The sequence below is a fragment of the Microcystis sp. M_OC_Ca_00000000_C217Col genome (assembly GCF_007095585.1).
GTDB classification, from domain to species: domain Bacteria; phylum Cyanobacteriota; class Cyanobacteriia; order Cyanobacteriales; family Microcystaceae; genus Microcystis; species Microcystis panniformis.
The window spans coordinates 1-22,488 of sequence record NZ_SFBV01000171.1 but is presented as its reverse complement, the minus strand read 5'-3'; the positions used below and the strand labels follow the sequence as shown (position 1 = coordinate 22,488).

Genomic DNA, 22,488 nt, shown 5'->3' with positions numbered 1-22,488 from the left:
GACTCTGTGTAAGACAGTACATGGTTTTTTAACTGTGGTATGCGACGGTGGTGGAAGCAGAAACTTAAATCGTGAGGTTTAGGAATCGCCGCACTTTTAGGGCGGCGAGGATGTCAAGGCTGACCATTACCCAAATTCTAGAATTTCCGTTTTTTTGGTTTTCTTGACTACTATTCGGCGGTAGCCAATCCAGTTTCGGTGCTGCCGGTGCTGCGACGACGGGTGAGAGTATTAAAGAGCATAATTCCGATCGCTTTGATCAGATTACCTTCCAACTCTTGGAACATTCTCATGTTCAGGCCAAAAGCGGCGTTAGCTTCGGCGACAATGCGATCGGCCATGGCTTGATCTACCGGTAACTGGTCGAGGGTTTGACGATAGTGGTTTTTATAGGCTTTTTCGTCGGGAATATCTTTGAAATCATAGAAAGCAGTGCCACCAGTTTCCAGATTCATCGCTTTTTCGGCGATTTTTTTCAAGATTTGCCCCCCAGACAGATCGCCGAGATAACGGGTATAGGAATGAGCAACTAATAATTCGGGTTCTGTTGTGGCGATTTCCCGAATCCGGTCAACGTAGGCCTGACCTGCGGGAGATAAAGCGATCTCGTTGCGCCAATTAGGACCATAATAAAAATATAAATCCTGTTCGAGCGCATTTTTGCGATTGAGTTCAGGAAAACAGATTTTAGAAACGACGGGATGACTGGAAAGTTTTTCCATCTCCTCCTCCATGGCCGAATAGACGAAGTAGAGGTTAGCCACCAGTTTGCGATAGGAAGTTTTTTCCACCACACCTTTGAGAAAACACTTGACAAAACCGACGTTTTCTGCCATGGTATGGGATTTTTTCGTGCCTTCTCGCAGTTGAGTTGATAAATTAACGCTCATATTATGATCACCTGTTGGGATGAGTAGAATGGATCGGGTTCGTTACAGATGCTTACTAAAACCGCCTATTTTGGTAGATTAAACTGAATCGATCGCTAATTTTATTAAGAATTTTTACAGTGCCGCCAGGGGAGCTTAGGGGGGAAAAGTTAGCTCTAGCAGGACTTGACCGCCAGTTGAAACCGGTATCCATCGAGATGGCGCAATTGTAAAGATTAGTGAAAAACTGCTCCCTAGTTGATCTTTGGGCAGGAGAGGGTACAATCTGGCACCAATATCAATTTTCGACCAACACTGTTTACACTTCTTAAAAACTCTTAACATTCAGGAGACTTATATAGGCAAAATTTCACAAATTGAAACCGAATTTAGCAATCATGCTTATAATCAGTACAGGATTCTTTATGTTGTGCTAAACTCAGGCCCTTGAGAGACAAAGCCATAGTTGCGATGTCAGCGAGAACACATTGAGCAACCCCCTACCCAAACCCTTAGTCATAACACTCTGGTAATGCCCCGAATACTTGTAATCGATGATGATCCTGCAATCGCGGAATTAGTCTCCATCAACTTGGAGATGGCGGGTTATGACGTTAACCCCGCAGAGGACGGGATTAAAGGCCAGGCCTTGGCCGTCCAGTTACAACCCGATTTAATCATGCTGGATTTAATGTTGCCCAAAGTGGATGGTTTTACCGTCTGTCAGCGTTTGCGACGAGATGAACGCACGTCCGACATCCCGATTTTGATGCTCACGGCCTTGGGGCAAACCCAAGATAAAGTGGAAGGTTTTAACGCCGGTGCCGATGATTACCTGACCAAACCTTTCGAGGTGGAGGAAATGTTAGCTAGGGTGCGCGCTCTCCTGAGACGCACTGATCGCATTCCCCAAGCCGCTAAACACTCAGAAATACTCAGTTTTGGACCTTTAACCCTGGTTCCCGAACGTTTTGAGGCGGTCTGGTTTGAAGGTGTGGTCAAGTTAACCCATCTAGAATTCGAGTTACTCCACTGTCTTCTCCAACGTCACGGTCAAACCGTTTCCCCTAGTGATATTCTCAAGGAAGTCTGGGGATATGATCCCGATGATGATATCGAGACTATTCGCGTTCATATTCGCCATTTGAGAACGAAACTAGAACCCGATCCCCGCCACCCTCGCTATATTAAAACCGTTTACGGTGCGGGTTATTGTCTGGAGTTACCCACCAATGAACAGGTGGTGCTTGATTCATCGGTGGCAACAGTTTAAACAGGGAGCGGATAGGCAATAGGGACAATTGTTTCCTCGCTCCTCCTCCTCTTCAGATTGAGAAGGTTTGACTCGCGGTTGGGTTTTGATGGCTATGGCTGAGGCCTCTTTTTGTCCCTGACGATAACGAGGGGAAAACACCCCCAGCAAGTCAGGACAATGGTGGGAGTAACTACTGGTTTACGGTAAATCCGTCGCCCCCATCAAAAAGCGATCGCATTCCCTGGCGGCCCCGCGGCCTTCATTAATCGCCCAAACCACCAAACTTTGACCACGACGACAATCCCCCGCTGCAAAGACTTTCGGTAAGCTAGTGGCAAATTGACCGTGTTCGGCCTTGATATTGCTGCGGGCATCCTTTTCTAAGCCTAAATCATCGAGTAAAGGCTGTTCTGGTCCCAAAAATCCCATGGCCAATAGAACTAATTGCGTCGGGATGACTTTTTCTGTTCCTGCCACTGGTTGGGGGATAAACTGTCCTTTTTCGTTGCGTTGCCATTCCACTTGTACCGTGTGAATCCCTGTGACGTTACCCTGGCTATCCCCCTCGAATTTGGTTGCTGTGGTGGTATAAACCCGGGGGTCATCGCCAAAACGGGCGGCCGCTTCCTCTTGTCCATAGTCCAGACGGTAGATTTTCGGCCATTCGGGCCAGGGATTATCGGCAGCCCGTTCTCGGGGCGGTTGCGGCATAATTTCTAATTGGGTGACGCTATGGCAGTTATGACGCAGGGAAGTCCCCACACAGTCGGTTCCCGTGTCGCCACCGCCGATAATTACCACGTCTTTACCCGCAGCCGAGATAAAATCTTCCCCGGGCTGTCCGTCTAATAGTGCTTTTGTATTAGCGGTGAGAAACTCCATGGCGAAGTGAATACCCTTTAATTGGCGACCTTCGATGTTTAAATCCCGGGGTTTGGTGGCTCCGGTACAGATAACCACGGCATCATATTCGTTTAATAGGTCTTGGCTGCTGATATCCTTGCCCACTTCTGTGTTACAGACCATTTTTACCCCTTCCTGTTCGAGCATCTGGAGACGACGCAGAACCACTTCTTCTTTATCTAACTTCATGTTGGGGATACCGTACATTAATAGACCCCCGGGACGGTCGGCCCGTTCGTAAACCGTCACCCAGTGACCGGCTTTATTTAACTGGTCGGCGGCCGCTAATCCAGCAGGTCCAGAACCGATCACGGCCACTTTTTTGCCGGTACGGATTGCGGGGGGATTGGCAGTAATCCAACCGGATTCCCAACCTTTGTCGATAATTGAACATTCAATATTTTTGATCGTAACGGGGGGATTATGAATACCGAGAACACAGGAACCCTCACAGGGAGCGGGGCAGACTCTACCGGTAAATTCGGGGAAATTATTGGTTTTATGGAGGCGATCGAGGGCTTCTCTCCACAATCCTCGATAGATTAAATCATTCCATTCGGGAATCAGGTTATTAATCGGGCAACCACTGGCCATGCCACTAATTAGGGTTCCCGTGTGACAAAATGGTGTACCACAATCCATACAACGGGCAGCCTGATTGCGGAGTTTATCTTCTGGCATGGGAAGATGAAACTCATCCCAATTATGAAGGCGATCGAGAGGGGTAAGTTCGGAAGGAAGTTCACGCAGGAATTCGATAAAGCCAGTCGGTTTGCCCATAGTCTTTTTTATCTCTGTCGTTTATCCCCTATCTTCCTTCACAGTTCGATCGATCCCGCAACTTTACCGATTTCTTTAATCTTATCGGCAGCTCAGTGGACTAACAGGCGGTAATTTTGACAAATTGGGTAATTAACTATTGAGTTAAAAACAGGCGATTTCAAGAGGAAGGGGGCAATTCTAACGGGATAGCCCCGATTATTCCCTTACGAAAATCATTGAGTAACTGCATGGCTGCCCTTTCTTTATCTTCTTGATATTTGAGATCGGCCAATTTTTCGATAAAATCCTCCCCGGTCATGTCTAGGGTATTCAACCCGTAACGAGATAGTAAAAGTCCTTCATACTGTAATTCTCTTAATAAATCAACAAAAGCCGCCGCTATCCTTTGGTTATCATAACCAGCATCCCCAATATCCTCACAGATAGCTAATTTCACCGCATCCTTTTGATTATCTAAACGGGAAGGAATCACCCCCGGCGCGTCTAATAATTCTAAGGTGTCGGAAATTCGTACCCATTGTAATTGTCGCGTTACTCCAGCCCTGCGGGCGCTGGCGACGACTTTTCGCCCTAATAAACGGTTAATCAGGGCAGATTTGCCCACATTGGGAAACCCAATCACCACAGCCCGCACTGGACGCGGTAACATTCCTCTTAGTTGACGTTTTTGGTTAATTTCATCGCCAATTTTTTCCGCCGCTTTGATAATTGCTTTAACTCTTTCTCCCTGTTTAGCGTTAGTAAAATAGACGGTTTCTCCTTGACTTTTAAACCATGTTACCCATTGTTGATAGGCAGATTCGGGAATCATATCGAGACGATTTAAGATTAATAAGCGCGGTTTATTGCCAATCCAATCGTCCACCTGCGGATGATGGGAAGCTAAGGGGATGCGAGCATCGCGCACTTCTAGGATCACATCCACGAGTTTAAGATGTTCCTTAAGTTTTCTTTCCGCTTTGGCAATATGACCGGGATACCATTGAATTAACGACATGGGAGATGGGAGTATAAAATTAGATCTTATCAGGAATAGTCCCTAGATAGCTATAATTATCTGAGAAAGAGTTTAGTAATTTCACTGCAATTATAACAGGATTATCGATGACTAATTTAAAAAAATGGCAAATTGTTAAATCTGAGCTAGTTTTTCAGAATCGTTGGTGTCAAGTCCGTCAAGACGCGGTGAAGTTATCCTCTGGACAAGTTATCGATGATTATTTCGTTAATATTCGTCCTGAAATTGTTTTAGTTGTTCCAGTTACTGAGGATAATCAATTAGTTTTTGTCCGTCAATATCGTCACGGAGTTAAGGAAATTTTATTGGAATTTCCCGCTGGATCAGTGGATGCGGGTGAAGATAATATTACCACAGCAGCGCATCGGGAATTCGAGGAGGAAACTGGTTATCACAGTGATTCTCTAATGCCTCTAGCTGTTTTGTACGATAATCCTGTTAAAGATACTAACAGAATTCATATTTTTTTGGCTCTTAATGCTACCCCCACAGGTCAACAAAAGTTAGATGTTACCGAGGAAATCGAAGTTATTCTGCGACCTTTACAGGAAATTAATCCGCAGGAAATTACTGTCTCTGGTAGTTTAGCAGCTTTCTATCTGGCGAGGGATTTTTTAAAGCAAAATTAAGTAATTCTAGCGATTATATTAATAGAGAAGTAGGAAGTTTTCGTTTTTGGGAGCCAGTTGTCAGGATTCAGAAGATAGGGTGGTCACTGCGTGCGCGTTGCGGGGGGTGTTGGGGTGTTAGGGTGTTAGGGTTTTAGTTGAAATTCCCCCACTTCCCCACTTCCCCACTTCCCCACTTCCCCACTTCCCCACTTCCCCACTTCCCGCTCTCCTACCTCTGCGCTTTTCTCTACTGTTTGAACAGGATTTGTATTACTTTAAGTTTTATTTTTTTCACTTGTCTATGAGTAATTTTTTTATGATTGCTGGCTTTATTCTATCAGCTTATGCAATCGTTGCCAACGATTCCCTACAGACTTTAGGGACTTTTTTAAGTGCCAATGAAGAACGTCCCTGGTGGATTTTATGGCTGTATTCCAGTATAATCTTAGCCTCAATTTTTATCGCTGGTTGGTACATTAATCAGGGAGATGTGGCTTATAATCGACTAGAAATGATTCCCTTCCCAGAAAATTTTACTTGGATTTATATCGTTCCTCCCCTGGCAATTTTAATTCTCACCACTTGGGGAATACCTGTGAGTACAACCTTTTTGGTTTTAACAGTTTTTGCTCCCCAATCTCTAGATGAAATGTTAGTTAAATCCGCTTGGGGTTATGCTATTGCTGTTATAGTGGGGTTAGTAATCTATCGAATTATTTATCGATTAGAAAACTTTTTCCTAGAAACAGTTAATAAAGAACCTCAAAAAATCTGGGTAGTTTTACAGTGGTTATCCACCGGGTTTCTCTGGAGTCAATGGTTAATGCAAGATTTTGCAAATATTTTCGCCTATCTTCCCAGACAGTTAGCGGCAACATGGTTAGTTTTATCTCTAACAGTTATGCTACTCCTGCAAACCATCATTTTTATTAATCATGGTGGTCAAATCGAGAAAATTGTCACTAGCAAAACTAACGCCCATGATCCGCGTTCTGCAACAATTATTAACTTAATTTATGGCTTAATTTTACTCTTTTTTGTTGGCTATAATCATATTCCCATGAGTACCACTTGGGTATTTTTAGGTTTATTAGGAGGTCGAGAAATTTCTCTGACTTTAACCAGAGAAACCCCTAATTTAGCCGCCACGGGTAAATTGGTTTTAGGGGATGCCTTGAAAGCTTTTATCGGTATGATTGTTAGTGTTGCTATCGCTCTTGCTTTACCTCTAATCGCTCAAAAACTTAACTATCTATAGGAAATTATAAATTATAAATTATGAATTATAAATTATAAATTATAAATTATGAATTATGAATTATGAATTATGAATTGGGAAGCTTTTTTTAGTAATCAGTAAACAGTTAACCGAAAACTGATAACTGATAACTGATAACTGATAACTGATAACTGATAACTGATATTAGTGGTTGTACCGCATAAGATTAAGAAAAGGTCTATTGTCAAAACTTAAGAATAACAAGATTGGGGAGATAGGCGATCGATTGACGACCCGGAGTGATAAAGTTTTCTATTACTGATAATCTCGAAATTATCGTTCAACCAGATTAAAGATGCTTCTGTGACTAGACCTTCTTCAAGAGTGACTAGGGAAAAATTGCGAGATTTACCCCTATCAGAGTGGAGAATGCGAGGGACACTAGCAGCATTCAGATAAACAGTTCCCATCTCGGAAGTGACCACGGGATTGCGTAAACGGGAAGTGGTATGACGGAGACGGTGGTGCATATGACCGAAACTGACGAGAGGAACCTGTTTTCCTAATAGCTGTGCTTGTGCGATGGCCGCTGCTAAATCCGGATCTCCGTGGTCCCCTCCCAAAGGTCGCCAATCGCGACCACAGATAGCTTCCGCTTCCTTTCCCAGTCCGGCTGGACCATTGTGACCTAAAAAAATCAGGTTATTATAGGCAGTATCTTGAATATTAGCGATAATTTTGGCAGTAGATTCGGCAAAACTGCTGATATTATAGCGTTCTTGAAAAAATTCTCCATTTTTCCACTCGGAACCTCCCCAAGTAAAGGGACGACCCCCAACAATCGAAAGCTGTAAACTGGGCAGGTCTAGTTTTGAGTAACCCACATGAGCAACCCCTAATAATTCTAACTGGGCGGTGACACGATCTTCTTGATTGCGATCGTAGGGACATTTTTTTCGTCCCCAGGAGGTGGCACTATACCAAGCGTCATGATTACCGAGAATAACGGCTTTTGGTAAGGACAAACTAGCAATCCGGCCGACAATTTCTAGGGATTCATTGCCAAAATCCCCCACAAATAGGGCTAAATCCACTTGTAAAGCTTCTAGAGCTAAATTATCTTCTATTTCCCATTGGTCGTGAACGTCACCGATGACGGCGATTTTATAGGTGCGAGGGAAAGAACTTACCATTACCAGTTATCAACTATCATTTACCAATAATGATCATAACTAGGATTGGCTGAAAAAGTACGGGCGAAGCATTCGGTTAGAAAATCTCCGGTTTCAGCGATAGGTTATTGCCCGAATGCTTCGCCCCTACAGGACGCGGGCCGATGAAGACGCAAGGTTTTGAACCACGATTCTCTCAAAATCTTGCATCTGTGGGAGCGAAACAGAACCCTAAAACCCTTACCTCGTCTATATTTCACATTTATTCAGCAAACCCTAACTAGGATTGGTAGTCGAAAACCGTGGGCAAGAAAGAGAGATTTTTTCTCAAATTACCAATGAAAAGGTAAAGATTTAAAACAAAGTTACCCACAGTCATCGGTTTGTTTGTAAATTTAGATACAGAATTATCAGGGTGATCTGTGTATGTCCTTACTACAATCTCGCACTACCGCCGTTGTTACCTGTCCCCAAGCAAATACATGGGTACAACTAAGAATGCTTCCCTCTCCATACAGCTTTGATGAAGCACTACTACTCTGTGAACAGGATCAGGGCCGTTGGGTGGCATGGATTCCCGATTTTGGCGAAATTATCTTGATTGAAGGACAATTTGAGGCATAAACTAACTCTTGCTGACAATTAAAGCAGATAAACAGCGATCGATCACTTGTTTTAATACTAGAGCAGTCCAATCTATATCGGCTGCGCTGGTGTCCCTTCCCAGGGTTAAACGAATTCCCGCCAATGCTTCTCGATCGCTGTAGCCCATAGCTTTTAAAATTGGACTAGGGGAAAGTTTGCCACTATGACAAGCGGATCCGGAACTAATGCCGATTCCTGCTAAATTAAGCTGACGAACTAGCTGTTTTCCCGTGATGTGACTGTTATCGTCGGGACGGACAATAAAGCTGACGTGGTGGGGTAAACGATAGAATCGGTCCCCCGTGGGCAGCAGATAAGGATAATCAGCTAAGAGGTCAAATAATCGATCTCGTAGGGCGATTAAACGCATTTTTTCGCTAATTAAGTCTTTTTGGGCTAATTCGGCCGCTAAACCAAAAGATGCGATCGCTGGTACGGCTTGGGTTCCCGATCGCAGGCCTTTTTCCTGACCACCGCCCCGCAGTAATGGTAAAATATCGACACCGGCTCTGATGTATAAAGCTCCCGATCCTTGCATCCCATAAATTTTATGGCTAGAAAGAGATAATAAATCTACGGGCAGTTTCCGCACATCAATATCGCATCTTGCCGCCACCTGCACCGCATCGGTGTGAAAAAGAACTCCCCTTTCCCTAGCAATGCTGCCCAATTCTTCAATCGGTTGTAGGGTTCCCACCTCACTTTGTCCGTAAATAATAGAAATTAAGACCGTATCGCTTTGAATTGCGGCTTTTAGGTCTAAAGGATTCACCCTACCTTGACGATTGACGGGAAGACGAGTAATTTGCCAACCTTGCTGCTCTAATTGTTTACAGGGTTCAGCGATCGCCGAATGTTCCACACTAGAAATAATTATATGACGGGGGCGGTTATACTGTTGAGCAACTCCGATAATCGCTAAATTATCGGCTTCTGTGCCGCCAGAAGTAAAGATAATCTGGTCTGGATTGGCATTAATTAACCCTGCTACCTGTTCTCTGGCCATTTCGATGACTGTCGCCGTATCCTGTCCCCAACTGTGTAAACTGGAGGGATTACCCCAATGATGCCGCAGAATAGTGGCAACCCGCTCGATTACTTGGGGATGAGTGGGGGTAGTGGCACTATAGTCAAGATAAATTTGCATTATTTTACAATCTGAGAAATGAGAGTCAAGGACAAGCAGCTATTTTCAGTTTAGCGGCTTAGGTTTAACACTCGATCGATTGTCGGGGCAGTTAAATCTTCCCCTGTCAAAAAACAGAGATGCCGGTTAAAGCATCCCCACAGAGTCGATTTTACCTCTCTTGTGTCAATCTCGGCAGCAGACCAGCAAAAGTCATCCCAAAGACAGAGCAAATATCGTCAACAATCAAAGTCATAAAACCGTTCTAAAAGCCTAGTAAACCCGAAAGATAGTCAGGAACGGGGAAACTTTGAGCCATCTTAAAATGAAATGAAAACAGATAAAACGCTGTAGAATAATTGAAGGTTATTTAAGAGATTTTTTCGGCTCTTTCCTGAATCCCAGACAGCCAGTTTTTGATCAGAGTCTGGGATAGGTGCGACAGTAAGGATTAAAAGTATCGTGATCAAGACAAACGATCAAATAGGCACAGATGACTAACTCCCACTATTGACAATATCCCTAAGCATCTAATCAAGGGGAAACATCGATCGATAATAATATGCTTTTGCCCTTGGCAAGTTCCAAAGCATAACAGAGATTGTCTCAAGCTGGTCCCGTTGCTAATACTTGCGGCGATTTTTCAGTAATCGGTAAAGATTAACCGGTAATCAGTCAACGGCAAACTCAAATCTGATCCTAAATCCGTTGAGTATAGGCTAGTTATCAGGATAGGCAAGAGGCAAGGGGCAAGAGGCAAAAGGAGGAATAGATAATCAGTCTTTAATAACTGGATTTAGTATGATAACTGATTCAAGATAGCTAAAAAAAACCCATCGCTCTACCATGCGTTTCAGACAAATTTTTATGCTCTTATTACATGACTGACAATATTTTGTAACAATCTATACTATCTTTCCCGTTGAAGACTGTAAATTTAAGTTAATTGCTTCGGTGATAACCCTGAAATAAAGTGATCTTTCTAGCCCAGATGACTAAAAACCGCCCCTATCTATCGACTCCTCAAAACTGTTATGCTTCTAGAAAAAATCTCTTAGACAAAAACTACTGCTAAATCTCCCCAGATGGAGAAGCAAAAGCGATCGAGAGATAAAAATAGTTAAAGCCTCCTTACTGAATCAACAGTTACTTGCAAGAAATCTTCTCGGTTATCACCGCGGGGGAAATAATGAGAATTTTTCACCGTTTCATCACCTTTGTTTAGTTTCTAATCACGATTTTTTAGTCCATGAGTAAACTTTCCAGACGTAGATTTATCTTCACTGCCGGGGCAACTGCCGTAGGAACAGCAATTCTCCACGGTTGCGCCACTCCCAATAATACCGCGACCAGTCCCTCCCCGGCCGGCAGTCCTGCCGCTTCCCCCGTTGTCAGTGGAGAAACCCCCGAAGTCACCACCGCTAAACTAGGTTTTATTGCCCTCACCGACGCTGCCCCCTTAATTATCGCCAAAGAAAAAGGTTTATTCGCTAAACACGGGATGCCCGATGTACAGGTGATGAAACAAGCCTCTTGGGCTGCAACCCGGGATAACCTCGAATTAGGTTCGGCGGGTAACGGTATCGACGGGGCGCATATTTTATCCCCCATGCCCTACCTAATGACCTTGGGCAAAATCACCAAACAGCCAGTACCGATGTATATTCTGGCGCGTTTGAATACCAATGGTCAAGCGATTTCTGTGGCTAACGAATACATGGATCTAAAGGTTGCCCTCGATAGCGGTGTACTGAAAGAATCCTTCGCTAAAGCTAAATCTGCGGGCAAAGAAGTTAAAGCCGCCGTCACTTTCCCCGGTGGTACTCACGATCTCTGGATGCGCTATTGGTTAGCCGCCGGTGGCATCGATCCGAATAAAGATCTATCCCTAATTGTTGTTCCTCCGGCACAAATGGTGGCTAACATGAAAGTCGGCACGATGCAAGCTTTCTGTGTGGGGGAACCTTGGAACGCCCAATTGGTTAACAAAAAACTCGGTTATTCGGCCCTGATTACCGGGGAACTTTGGAAAGATCACCCCGAAAAAGCCCTAACTATGCGCGCCGATTGGGTGGATAAAAATCCCAAAGCGGCAAAAGCTTTAACCATGGCTGTTTTGGAAGCGCAGCAATGGTGCAATGATCCCGCTAATGTTAAGGAAATGTGCGAGATTATTTCAGGACGGGAATGGCTGAAAATTGACCCCGCCGATATCTTGGGAAGAATGCAGGGTAATATCGATTTCGGTGATGGTCGCAAAATCGAAAATAGCCCCGTAGCCATGAAATTCTGGGCTGATAACGCTTCCTATCCCTACAAGAGTCATGATACTTGGTTTGTGACTGAAGACATCCGTTGGGGCTATATTCCCGCCGATACGGACATCAAAGCTTTAGTTGATAAGGTTAACCGGGAAGATATCTGGAGAGAAGCCGCCACAGCCCTCAATGTTCCGGCTGATCAAATTCCCACCTCTACCTCTCGCGGTGTGGAAACTTTCTTTGATGGTGTTACTTTTGACCCTGAAAATCCCACCGCTTATCTGAAATCTCTCAAGATTAAAAAGGTTTAAATCAGTGTTCAGTGATCAGTAATCAGTTAAAGATGATTTTCTGATAGCTGATAACTGAACCACTGATAACTGAACCACTGAACCACTGACAACTCAACCACTGATAACTGATAACTGATAACTGATAACTGATAACTGATTATGGCTGTTTCTATTTCTCGTCGTTCTCAAGGTCAGAAATGGGTAAAAGACCTGAAAAAAAAATTATCCAAACTAGCAACTTCGGCGATTGCTTTATTAATTTTCCTTCTCCTCTGGCAAATTCTCTGTTTTAGTCCCGATGCTCCCCTTCCTAGTCCCACCAAAGTGGTTAGCGAGACCTGGGAATTAATTATTAATCCCTTCTTCAATAATGGTGGCACGGATGTGGGGTTATTCTGGCAAATTTTAGCTAGTTTACAACGGGTGGCCGTCGGTTTCACCCTTGCCGCTATTGTTGGCATCGCTGCGGGTATTTTAATCGGTAGTAGCGCCCTAATTTATGATGCGATCGATCCGATTTTCCAAATCCTGCGTACCGTTCCCCCCCTAGCTTGGCTACCCATCTCCCTAGCGGCTTTTCGTAATAACGAACCTAGTGCCATATTTGTAATTTTTATTACAGCAATTTGGCCAATTATTATTAACACAGCCGTGGGAGTACAACAGGTTCCCCAAGACTATAAAAACGTCTCTAGAGTGCTAAAATTATCAAAAGTTGAATACTTTTTCAACATTCTTTTTCCCGCCACCGTTCCCTACGTTTTCACGGGATTAAGAATCGGTATCGGTTTATCTTGGTTGGCGATTGTAGCGGCAGAAATGCTGATCGGTGGCGTGGGAATTGGCTTCTTTATCTGGGATGCTTGGAATAGTTCTATGATCAGTGAAATTATCCTCGCCCTGATTTATGTGGGTATTGTTGGTTTCTTACTCGATCGCCTCATGGCCTACATCGCTAAATTAGTTGTACCCGAAGAAAATAAATAGGGTTTGCGGCAAAAAGTTTTTCGGTGGGGGCAGGGTGTGGGGTGTGGGGTGTGGGGAGCTTTTTAAGTAAACAGTAAACAGTAAACTAAAAACTCACATCTGATAACTGACAACTGATTCCTGATAACTGATAACTAATAACTGATAACTGAAAATGTCTGCATTTATTGAAGTCGATCACATTGATAAGGTTTTCCCTCTGCCCGATGGCCGTCAATATATCGCCCTAAAAAATATCGATCTCAGCGTTACTCAAGGGGAATTTATCTCTTTAATCGGTCATTCCGGTTGCGGGAAATCCACCCTCTTAAATATGGTCGCTGGACTCGATCGCCCGACGGTGGGAGGGGTGATTTTAGAGGGAAAAGAAATTAAAGGTCCCGGTCCCGATCGCATGGTGGTCTTCCAGAATTATTCTCTGCTGCCTTGGTTAACCGTCCGAGAAAATATCGCCCTAGGAGTTAACCGCGTGCTGCGTCATCTACCGGCTGCTGAACGCAAAAGTGTCATCGAACATAGTATCGATATGGTACACCTGCGCCATGCGGCCAACAAACGACCGGGAGAATTATCGGGAGGCATGAAACAAAGGGTAGCGATCGCCCGCGCTCTAGCCCTACGGCCGAAAGTCCTGCTACTCGATGAACCCTTTGGGGCGCTGGATGCGTTAACCAGAGGCAATTTACAGGAACGTTTGATGGAAATCGTCGAAGAAAGCCACGTTACCTGTATCATGGTCACGCACGATGTGGATGAAGCCCTATTACTATCCGATCGAGTGGTGATGTTAACCACCGGTCCAGAGGCCCATATCGGTCAGATTCTCGATGTTCCCATTCCCCGGCCCCGGCATCGTTTAGAAGTAGTTAACCATCCCAGTTACTACGCCCTCCGTAACGAGATCGTTTATTTCCTCAACCAACAGAAGCGATCGAAGAAAGTCGGTCAACCCACCGGACCGGTGACAGTGATCGGTCAAGCTACCAGACTGAAAACCAATCCCACCATCGGTTTTATCCCCCTCACCGATTGCGCTCCGATTATTATCGCCAAAGAGAAAGGTTTCTTCGCCGAGGAAGGATTAGAGGATGTTATCCTGCAACGAGAACCCAACTGGAAAGCACTCGCCCAAGGGGTGGCCACCGGTCGTCTCGATGCGGCCCAGATGGTGGCGGGAATGCCCCTCAGCATGACCATTGGCGCTGGCAATAAGCCCTCTGTCCCCGTCATTAGCGCTTTGGTACTCAGTCGCAACGGTAACGCCATCACCCTCAGCAATAAATACAGGGAATTGGGGGTAGAAAAACTGGAGGACTTAAAGGATGCCCTCCAGCAAAGTCCCGATAAAATCGCCACTTTCGGCATGGTTCACCCCGCTTCCATGCACAATCTGCTGTTACGCTACTGGTTAGCTAGTGGCGGCATCGATCCCGATAGTGATGTGAATTTAGCCGTAATTCCGCCGCCTCAGATGGTTTCCCTGCTAAAAGCGGGTAAGATCGACGGTTATTGTGTGGGGGAACCCTGGAACTCCTACGCCGTTCACGAAAAATTAGGCTACGTTATCGCCACCGATCTTGATATTTGGCCCGGACACCAAGAAAAAGTTCTCGGAGTCAAGGAAACTTGGGCAGCGAAACATCCCGAAACCCATATCGCCATGGTGAAAGCTTTAATTAAAGCCTGCGAATACTGCGATGATCAGCGTAATCGAGAAGAAATCGTCAATATTCTCAGTCAGCCCCAGTATGTGGGCGTGGATAGGACAATTATTCGGCCTGGTTTCCTCGATGGTTACGATCGCGGTTTAGGAACCGCCCCCGAGGCCCTATTCCGATTTAACCAGTTTTACGTCGATCAAGCTAACTGTCCAGGCCGGAGTGAGGCCCTATGGACCCTAACTCAGCTTGCCCGTTGGGGTTACGCACCGTTCCCTCGCAACTGGGTGGAAGTGATTGAACGCGTCCGTCGTCCCGATCTGTTTGGCGAAGCTTGCAGGTCCCTGGGCCTTCCCGATTTGGAACCCGATCGCCACAGTTTCGCCCTCTTTGATCATCTTATTTTCAATCCCGACGATCCGATCGGCTATCTGGAACGTTTTTCGATCCGTCGCGATTATCGCGTCTCGGAAGTTCTCCTCGATGATCCCGTCGCTAATTAATGGTTGTGGTGGGCTTTGCCCACCTTAAAATAAATCTAGGACGAATATGCAAACTTTTACCGATAAGACCGTGAATTCCAGCACCACCACCCAGCCTTTTTTATTAGTTAGTAATGTTGCCAAAGAATACCCCTCCCCCGAAGGGGTTTACACCGTTTTAGACGGTGTGGAGCTGCAAGTCAATGAGGGGGAATTTGTCTGCATTATCGGTCACTCCGGCTGCGGTAAATCGACCCTTTTAAATATGGTGGCGGGGTTTTCTTCTCCTAGTCGTGGGCAAGTGCTGCTACAGGATAAAGAGGTTAAGGAACCAGGCCCGGACCGGATGATGGTATTCCAAAATTATTCGCTTTTGCCCTGGAAAACTGCCTTTGAGAACGTTTATATCGGGGTTAATTCCGTTTATCCCGAAAAATCTCAGGCTGAGAAGGTGAAGATCGTGGAAGAAAATCTATCCTTAGTGGGATTGACAGAAGCAGCCCAGAAAAAACCCCCCCAATTATCGGGAGGTATGAAACAACGGGTTGCGATCGCCCGCGCCCTGGCCATTCGTCCCCAAGTCCTCATCCTCGATGAACCGTTTGGGGCCCTAGATGCGATCACTAAAGAAGAATTACAGGAAGAATTGCTGAAAATCTGGCAAGAACACCAGTTAACCGTGTTGATGATTACCCACGATATCGATGAGGCTTTGTTCTTGTGCGATCGCTTGGTGATGATGACCAACGGCCCAAGCGCTAAAATCGGGGAGGTGTTAAAGATGCCTTTTGCTCGTCCCCGGGTTCGTTCCCAAATTACCGAGGATCCCCGTTACTACGAACTTCGCAATGAAGCCCTCGATTTCCTCTACAATCGTTTTGCCCATTCGGAGGATCCCAACGAGGATGCCCCCGAACAACCCCGCACAGAAAATCTCGTGGGTAAAATTGTTACTGCTATTGGTGGCATAGCTTTACTCGCTTTTGTCGGTTTTAGTCTGATACAAATGTTCACTAGCAAGACTGCCAATACTGCTAATCCGGCTACCATCGAGGACTCCAGATAAGTAACAGTTATCAGTTATCAGTTATCAGTTATCAGATTTGAGTTTTAAGTGACAGTATTAAATATAAGTTTCTTACTATCTTTTCACTGATTACTGTTTACTGATTACTGACCAAGAATAAACCAGAAAGAGACAAAGAACAAAAAGCTGAAACCCGATCAGTTTAACTTATATAGTAGTGATCGATCTTTGTATCCTTTGTGTCTGGAGTGGTTCGTTCCACTCACTTGCCCGCAAGACTGTATCTTAGAATAGATTTTAATCTCTGGAGAGTTTATCAATGATTAAGATGTTCAAAGACCGATTTATCACCGATATCGTTGGGGAGAGGTTGGCTTAACTTTCTCAGAGCAAAGATAACGAATAAAGTCGCCCAGAGAATTAATAGCCCCTTTTCCCAATTTAAGGGCAATATCCCCAAAAGATGACCGAGTAAAAGGGTGGGAACTAGAGGGGTTAAAAACTTGGTTTCTAGACGATTAAAACAAAAAGCTTCTTTGAAATAAATCCCCGTGAGACTAGCAAAAATAAAGCCGACACCGAATAAGCTCACCGGGTGGTTATAGACAAATTCTAGGGGAGAAAGGTGAGAATAGAGGCTGAAAATTAGGGAAGTAATCGCCCCGATTAGCCAAAAAAATTGCAGGAGACGATGGAGGGGAATTAAATATATATGGATAGTCAATAAACTGATGCCTAACCCCAGACAAAAACCCATGTATAAAAGGTTAGTCAGGGGCAGTAATTGCGGTCGGGTGAGAACTATAATTGTAGCGACAGCGAAACTAAAAGCCGCTAAATTTAAACCCAGACGGTAGAGACGCACCCCTAGGCGATCACTATCCGTAATCGTAAACTCTCCGAATTGACCTTGATAAACTCGATCGACAGCAGGGGAAGTCATAATGCTCTAAAGAAAAAGGGAAGCTTAGAAAAGATCGACTACAAATTATCTTAAGCTTAAATTATGCCAGTAGCCTCACTTCTCCCTCCTCTCGGCTGACTAATTGCGATTTTAGTAGTCAATCAAGCTAAAAATTATGATTAATTGGGATAAAAAGACTATATATGTTATTTTACTACGTCTTTCTTGTTTTAACTTCTAATTGCTTGTCATTTCAGTAATTCTCTTTGGTGCCAGAGACTTTTATGAACTCAACTAGCGAAATTTTGATCGTGGGCGGTGGTATCATCGGATTAGCGATCGCCGTCGATTTACAATTGCGCGGGGCAAAAGTTACCCTCCTAGTTCGAGATATAGCTCAGGCCGCTAGTCGTGCGGCTGCGGGAATGTTGGCCCCCCATGCGGAGGGAATTCCCCCGGGTCCGTTTCTCGAGCTTTGCCTGCAATCGCGCTGGCTATATCCAGAATGGATCCGCAAAATCGAGGATTTAACGGGGATAAACACCGGTTACTATCCCTGTGGTATTCTTGCTCCCGTTTACGAGCTAGATCAGCCCGTTACTACCGAGGAAGTTAATAAAATTTGGTTAGACAGCAATGCAGTTCACCTCTACCAACCCGGATTAGGTAAAGATGTGGTCGGTGGTTGGTGGTATCCCGACGATGGACAAGTGGATAACCGGCAGCTAGTGACTGTCCTGCAACAAGCGGCCGAAAATTTAGGGGTAGAAATTCGCCAAGGGGTAGAAGTCCACGCCATACAACAAAAGCAGGGAAAAGTCAAGAGTATTTATACCTCAATTGGGGAATTAGAAGCAAAAATTTACATTTTAGCGGCGGGATCCTGGGCCAGTCAACTTTTACCCCTCCCTATCCATCCCGTCAAAGGCCAAATGGCAGCGGTAAAAATGCCCCCTAACCAGACCTTAGCGAGGGTTTTATTCGGTCCGCAAACCTATCTGGTTCCCCGTCGCAATGGTCGTTTAATTATCGGGGCCACTTCCGAAAAAGTCGCCTGGCAAACGGGCAATACACCCCAAGGACTACAAACCCTTTTTGCGCGTGCTACCCGTCTCTATCCCCCTTTAGCTGACTGGGAAATCGAGGAGATGTGGTGGGGATTCCGTCCGGGTACAGCGGATGAATTACCTATTTTAGGCCGCAGTAGCTGTGATAACCTGATTTTAGCCACCGGTCACTATCGTAATGGCATTTTACTCGCTCCTGTTACTGCTTCCTTGATTGCCGACCTGGTGATTAATGACAAAGTTAATCCCATTTTGACCCATTTTAGCTGCGATCGCTTTAATCAACCATCACCCGTTACTATTCCACCTATGTCCTTAACTATTATTGAGAATAAACCCCAAGCGCTTTTATCGCCCCAAAATGATCGCCTCACCATTGCTGGGAAAACCTTTCACTCCCGCTTGATGACTGGGACTGGCAAATATGCCAATCTGACGACTATGCAGGAAAGTATTAGTGCCAGTGAATGTCAGATTGTCACCGTTGCCGTTAGACGAGTACAAACGAACGCACCCGGTCATGAGGGATTAGCAGAGGCGATCGATTGGTCTAAAATTTGGATGTTACCCAACACTGCCGGTTGTCAAACGGCCGAAGAAGCGGTTCGGGTGGCCCGTTTAGGGCGAGAAATGGCCAAATTATTGGGACAGGAAGACAATAACTTTATTAAACTCGAAGTTATTCCCGATCCTAAATATTTATTACCCGATCCGATCGGAACTTTGCAAGCGGCGGAACAATTAGTTAAAGAAGGTTTTGCCGTACTGCCCTATATTAACGCCGATCCTCTCTTAGCCAAACGTTTAGAGGAGGCCGGCTGCGCCACGGTTATGCCCCTAGGATCGCCGATTGGGTCGGGACAGGGGCTGAAAAATGAGGCAAATATCGCGATTATCATCGAATCGTCCCAAATTCCCGTGGTGGTAGATGCCGGGATCGGTACACCCTCAGAAGCAGCCCGGGCCATGGAAATGGGGGCCGATGCTTTATTAATTAACAGTGCGATCGCTATGGCGGCCAATCCGGCTATGATGGCCCAGGCCATGGCAATGGCGGCAAAAGCGGGACGTTTAGCCTATTTAGCGGGAAGAATGCCGATTAAGTCCTATGCTAGTCCTAGTTCCCCCCTGACGGGAACGATCGCCTAACCGATTAAGCTAGGAATGGGCTGTTTTCAGCTATTAGAGCCAGCAAAAATCTCTATGACTACAGACAATCAAACTGAGTATGTTGCCGCTTTAACTGATTTACACCGTGGACTTGACCGTAAAGGGCCTGGCGACTCTGACTTCTCCCTAAAAATTTTGAGTAATCTCTCTATTTTGCCCCTCAAGCCACGAATTGCCGATCTAGGATGTGGAAGTGGTGCCAGTGCTTTACTGCTGGCACAATACTACCAAAGCCCTGTCATGGCAGTGGATTCCTCGTCGGTTTTTATCGACGAACTCAAAACCCGAGCAAAACAGCTTGGTCTTGAGCATTTAATCATTCCAATTCATGGTGACATGGCTAAACTTGATTGGTCAGTGGGTTCAGTTGATCTACTTTGGTCTGAGGGGGCTGCTTATAATCTTGGGTTTGAGCAAGCTCTTAAAATCTGGCGACCGCTTGTTTCTAACAACGGGATCGCCGTCATCTCGGAGATGAGTTGGTTTACTGATGAGCTACCAGAGCCGGCTGTGGCCTATTGGCAAAACGCCTATCATACAATGGGTAATGAGTTTGAGAATATCGTTCGGGCTAATAGGTCTGGTTTTAAGGTACTTTCTACCCAGAGGCTGCCCAGTCAGGTTTGGTGGCTCAATTATTATCAACCTCTCCGTGAGCGAATCGGGCAGCTGGAAATCAGCCCCAGTAGCCCATCGGTTATTCGTGAAACTGAAGAAGAGATGAAACTTTTTGAGAAATTCAGCAACTTCTATGGTTATACCTTCTATGTTCTGCAAGCGGCCTAGAAAAAAAGCCGTCCAATTTATGATCAGCTTTGTTTCGCAGTAATTCCTATTGTTTTAATCATCTGCGTCCGCAGGTGCAAAAACTACAGGAAACTCCCACCCTGCAGCGATTGCGGGAACAACAGATTAGAATTATCCAAACTCGTTAAAATAGGGGAGATTTGGCTATCTCCCCCCACACCACACCGGGATAAATCCCACAATTAACGCACTTCAAACAAACGATTGTCTGGTAAATTACTAATCGCTCGCTGGAGACTATTTAAGGATTTATTGTAATCAACGATCGCCTGTAGATAACGACTTCTGGCATCGGTTAAATCCCGTTGGGAGTTGATCACGTCCGTTTGGGTTCCCACACCGGCCTGAAAGCGTAAACGGGCTAATCGCAGACTTTCCGTGGCGGATTCAATGCTTTTTTGCGAAGTTTTAATGTTTTCTTGGTTAGAAATCAAATTATAGTAGGATTCCTCCACCTGAAGGCGAATTTCATTGCGACGGAGGGAGAATTCCGTATCGGCGCGATCGATGTTTCTTTCCGCTTGACGGGCGCGAGCAAAAGCACGACCACCATCAAAGAAAGTCCAACGAATCCGGCCGCCGACGCTAAAACCATCGCCAAAACCAGCATCATCACTGAGATCGTTAAGAACATTATACTCGCCCAAAAGGTCCACTTGGGGAATCACCGCCGAAATGGCGATCGAGCGATCCTCTTCGCTAATTTCCCTCTGTAAGAGTTGTTGTTCTAATTCGGCGCGATTTTTGTAGGCCAAAACGATACTATCATCAAGACTTAAGCCCCAAGTTCCCGCCTCGCGAATCTCATCGGCAGCGGTTAACTCAATGTGCTGACCGACACTCAATATCTGTGCCAGTCGCCGTCGGGAAATACGCTGGGTAGAAATCGCCCGGGTTAGGTCTTGGTTAGCGTTGGCTAGGTCAACTTCCGCCTGTAGGACAGCAAATCGGGTTCCTAGTCCCGCTTGCTCCAATAATTGTGCATCCCGTAAACTTTGACTAGCATCTTCGATCGCAGCTTGGGAGATCGCTACCTGAGCATCACCCCTCTGCAATTCATAATAGGCATCGGTGGCATCAAAACGAGTTTGTTCCGAGACTCGTTCCACCTCTAATTCCCGTTGCCGGATCACTTTTTCGGCCCTTTTGATCTGGGCTGTCCGTTCACCCCCTGTATAAACCCCATAGACAATCCGAACACTACCCTGAAGGTTGGTACTATCTTCTGGTGTAACTGCTGGGATTCCCTGTTGACGAGCCAAATTATTCTGTCTTTGGGCCGCTGCCGATTGATCTTGAGTGAGACTGGTTTCCGCTTCGGCCGTGGGTAATAAGGCCGCCTGTTGTTCCTTTAATTGGGCGCGAGCGATTTCTAAATCGACCCGGGCTGTCTGTAAGGTCTGATTATTTTTTAAAGCTAATTCGATCGCTTGATTTAAGGTGATCGGTTGTACTACCCTAATATTCACCTCATCCGGTTTGGTGGGAAAAATTAGGGGATTGCCACTAGGATTAAGATAATTAGGGGCTTTGGGATCCGCTTCCGTGGTTGCCGGTGCCGCCGAGGGACTGGGTAATTGAGAAACTGGATTGGCAGTAGGTCGGGGTTTCTTCAATAAATCGGCAGCGGACTGAGTTTGTGCCTTAACCGAGGATTCAGCCAAGAAAATCAACCCAAGCACCGCACTCACGGTAATACCATAACGCAAGAGCAACATGAGTATCTCGAAAGTAAACAGTAAACGATAAGAAGTAAATAAGCTCACACCACTATGTTGGCCGATTACTAATTACCGATAGTAACACGGGAGCATGAAAGCCACCGTCTTTTAAGCACCGGCTAAAATGAGATTCGATTGATTTTGAACGGGACATCAAAACAGCATTAGATTTAGCCCAAGACTTATAGGAGGTTCTCTATGGCTACAATTCAGACTTATCCTTGGGATGCAGCAGATCACTTGAAAACAAAAGAAGATATCGCCGCTTATCTGGAAGCTGCCCTCGAAGATGGCGATCCTAGCTTAGTAGTGGCAGCATTAGGCGATATTGCTCGTTCTCAAGGGATGACTCGTATTGCTCGTGAGACGGGTTTGGGACGGGAGAGTCTCTTTGACATCCTCGCCGCCGTAAAACGGACGGCGATTCCTCACCACGCCACTTTTTTAGGGTGGTCGCGTCAATGGGGTTGACGCAGATAGCGAAAAACGCTTAATTGCTTAAGTCTGACT

General features: G+C 45.5%; 18 protein-coding genes. 11 read left to right on the top strand and 7 right to left on the bottom strand.

Annotation, left to right across the window (positions count from 1 at the left end):
* Window positions 1-170 precede the first annotated feature (170 nt).
* Entirely contained in the window at window positions 171-890 is a 720-nt protein-coding gene (locus EWV66_RS09965; RefSeq protein WP_052277206.1) for a biliverdin-producing heme oxygenase, read from the bottom strand.
* 511 nt (window positions 891-1,401) lie between these two features.
* Here EWV66_RS09965 and rpaA point away from each other — a divergent pair.
* Window positions 1,402-2,142 (top strand): two component system response regulator RpaA, encoded by a 741-nt coding sequence (gene rpaA / locus EWV66_RS09960; RefSeq protein WP_052278494.1) that lies wholly within the window; start codon window positions 1,402-1,404, stop codon window positions 2,140-2,142.
* Window positions 2,143-2,322: 180 nt separating this feature from the next.
* Here rpaA and EWV66_RS09955 read toward each other — a convergent pair whose 3' ends face one another.
* Both EWV66_RS09955 and ylqF read right to left on the bottom strand, forming a co-directional pair.
* A complete protein-coding gene (locus EWV66_RS09955; protein ID WP_072925895.1) occupies window positions 2,323-3,807 on the bottom strand; it encodes a glutamate synthase subunit beta in 1,485 nt (494 codons plus the stop codon).
* A gap of 160 nt (window positions 3,808-3,967) precedes the next feature.
* Entirely contained in the window at window positions 3,968-4,807 is an 840-nt protein-coding gene (ylqF, locus tag EWV66_RS09950; protein ID WP_072925896.1) for a ribosome biogenesis GTPase YlqF, read from the bottom strand.
* A gap of 107 nt (window positions 4,808-4,914) precedes the next feature.
* On the opposite strand from ylqF, the gene EWV66_RS09945 reads away from it, so the two are divergent.
* Entirely contained in the window at window positions 4,915-5,457 is a 543-nt protein-coding gene (locus EWV66_RS09945) for an NUDIX hydrolase (RefSeq protein WP_052277210.1), read from the top strand.
* A 298-nt stretch (window positions 5,458-5,755) separates the two neighbouring features.
* Entirely contained in the window at window positions 5,756-6,697 is a 942-nt protein-coding gene (locus EWV66_RS09940) for a hypothetical protein (RefSeq protein ID WP_043995994.1), read from the top strand.
* A 212-nt stretch (window positions 6,698-6,909) separates the two neighbouring features.
* Here the strand turns inward: EWV66_RS09940 and EWV66_RS09935 are convergent, their stop codons facing one another.
* Entirely contained in the window at window positions 6,910-7,851 is a 942-nt protein-coding gene (locus EWV66_RS09935) for a TIGR04168 family protein (protein ID WP_287107285.1), read from the bottom strand.
* Window positions 7,852-8,256: 405 nt separating this feature from the next.
* Here EWV66_RS09935 and EWV66_RS09930 point away from each other — a divergent pair, with 405 nt between their 5' ends.
* The gene (locus tag EWV66_RS09930) at window positions 8,257-8,454 is read left to right on the top strand and encodes a hypothetical protein (protein WP_002768518.1); all 198 of its coding nucleotides are present in this window, start codon (window positions 8,257-8,259) and stop codon (window positions 8,452-8,454) included.
* A 1-nt stretch (window position 8,455) separates the two neighbouring features.
* Here EWV66_RS09930 and EWV66_RS09925 read toward each other — a convergent pair whose 3' ends face one another.
* Window positions 8,456-9,622, bottom strand: a complete 1,167-nt coding sequence (locus tag EWV66_RS09925; RefSeq protein WP_287107286.1) for a cysteine desulfurase family protein — start codon at window positions 9,620-9,622, stop codon at window positions 8,456-8,458.
* A gap of 1,228 nt (window positions 9,623-10,850) precedes the next feature.
* On the opposite strand from EWV66_RS09925, the gene EWV66_RS09920 reads away from it, so the two are divergent.
* The 4 genes from EWV66_RS09920 to EWV66_RS09905 all read left to right on the top strand — a co-directional run bounded on the left by EWV66_RS09920 (window position 10,851) and on the right by EWV66_RS09905 (window position 16,348).
* A complete protein-coding gene (locus EWV66_RS09920; RefSeq protein WP_052277215.1) occupies window positions 10,851-12,173 on the top strand; it encodes a CmpA/NrtA family ABC transporter substrate-binding protein in 1,323 nt (440 codons plus the stop codon).
* 141 nt (window positions 12,174-12,314) lie between these two features.
* Entirely contained in the window at window positions 12,315-13,142 is an 828-nt protein-coding gene (gene ntrB, locus EWV66_RS09915; protein ID WP_002798614.1) for a nitrate ABC transporter permease, read from the top strand.
* 154 nt (window positions 13,143-13,296) lie between these two features.
* Window positions 13,297-15,303 (top strand): ABC transporter ATP-binding/substrate-binding protein, encoded by a 2,007-nt coding sequence (locus tag EWV66_RS09910; RefSeq protein WP_287107287.1) that lies wholly within the window; start codon window positions 13,297-13,299, stop codon window positions 15,301-15,303.
* Window positions 15,304-15,349: 46 nt separating this feature from the next.
* Window positions 15,350-16,348 (top strand): nitrate ABC transporter ATP-binding protein, encoded by a 999-nt coding sequence (locus EWV66_RS09905; protein WP_287107288.1) that lies wholly within the window; start codon window positions 15,350-15,352, stop codon window positions 16,346-16,348.
* A 277-nt stretch (window positions 16,349-16,625) separates the two neighbouring features.
* Here EWV66_RS09905 and EWV66_RS09900 read toward each other — a convergent pair whose 3' ends face one another.
* Window positions 16,626-17,252, bottom strand: coding sequence for a DUF2301 domain-containing membrane protein (locus EWV66_RS09900; protein ID WP_004159461.1), 627 nt, complete (start codon window positions 17,250-17,252; stop codon window positions 16,626-16,628).
* 245 nt (window positions 17,253-17,497) lie between these two features.
* On the opposite strand from EWV66_RS09900, the gene thiO reads away from it, so the two are divergent.
* Window positions 17,498-19,429 (top strand): glycine oxidase ThiO, encoded by a 1,932-nt coding sequence (gene thiO / locus EWV66_RS09895; protein ID WP_052277217.1) that lies wholly within the window; start codon window positions 17,498-17,500, stop codon window positions 19,427-19,429.
* Window positions 19,430-19,483: 54 nt separating this feature from the next.
* On the top strand, window positions 19,484-20,236 hold the full coding sequence (locus EWV66_RS09890; protein WP_249264885.1) for an SAM-dependent methyltransferase: 753 nt from the start codon (window positions 19,484-19,486) through the stop codon (window positions 20,234-20,236).
* Window positions 20,237-20,439: 203 nt separating this feature from the next.
* Here EWV66_RS09890 and EWV66_RS09885 read toward each other — a convergent pair whose 3' ends face one another.
* Window positions 20,440-21,975, bottom strand: a complete 1,536-nt coding sequence (locus tag EWV66_RS09885; protein WP_185237242.1) for a TolC family protein — start codon at window positions 21,973-21,975, stop codon at window positions 20,440-20,442.
* A gap of 201 nt (window positions 21,976-22,176) precedes the next feature.
* On the opposite strand from EWV66_RS09885, the gene EWV66_RS09880 reads away from it, so the two are divergent.
* Entirely contained in the window at window positions 22,177-22,449 is a 273-nt protein-coding gene (locus EWV66_RS09880; protein WP_081417858.1) for an addiction module antidote protein, read from the top strand.
* Window positions 22,450-22,488: the final 39 nt, after the last annotated feature.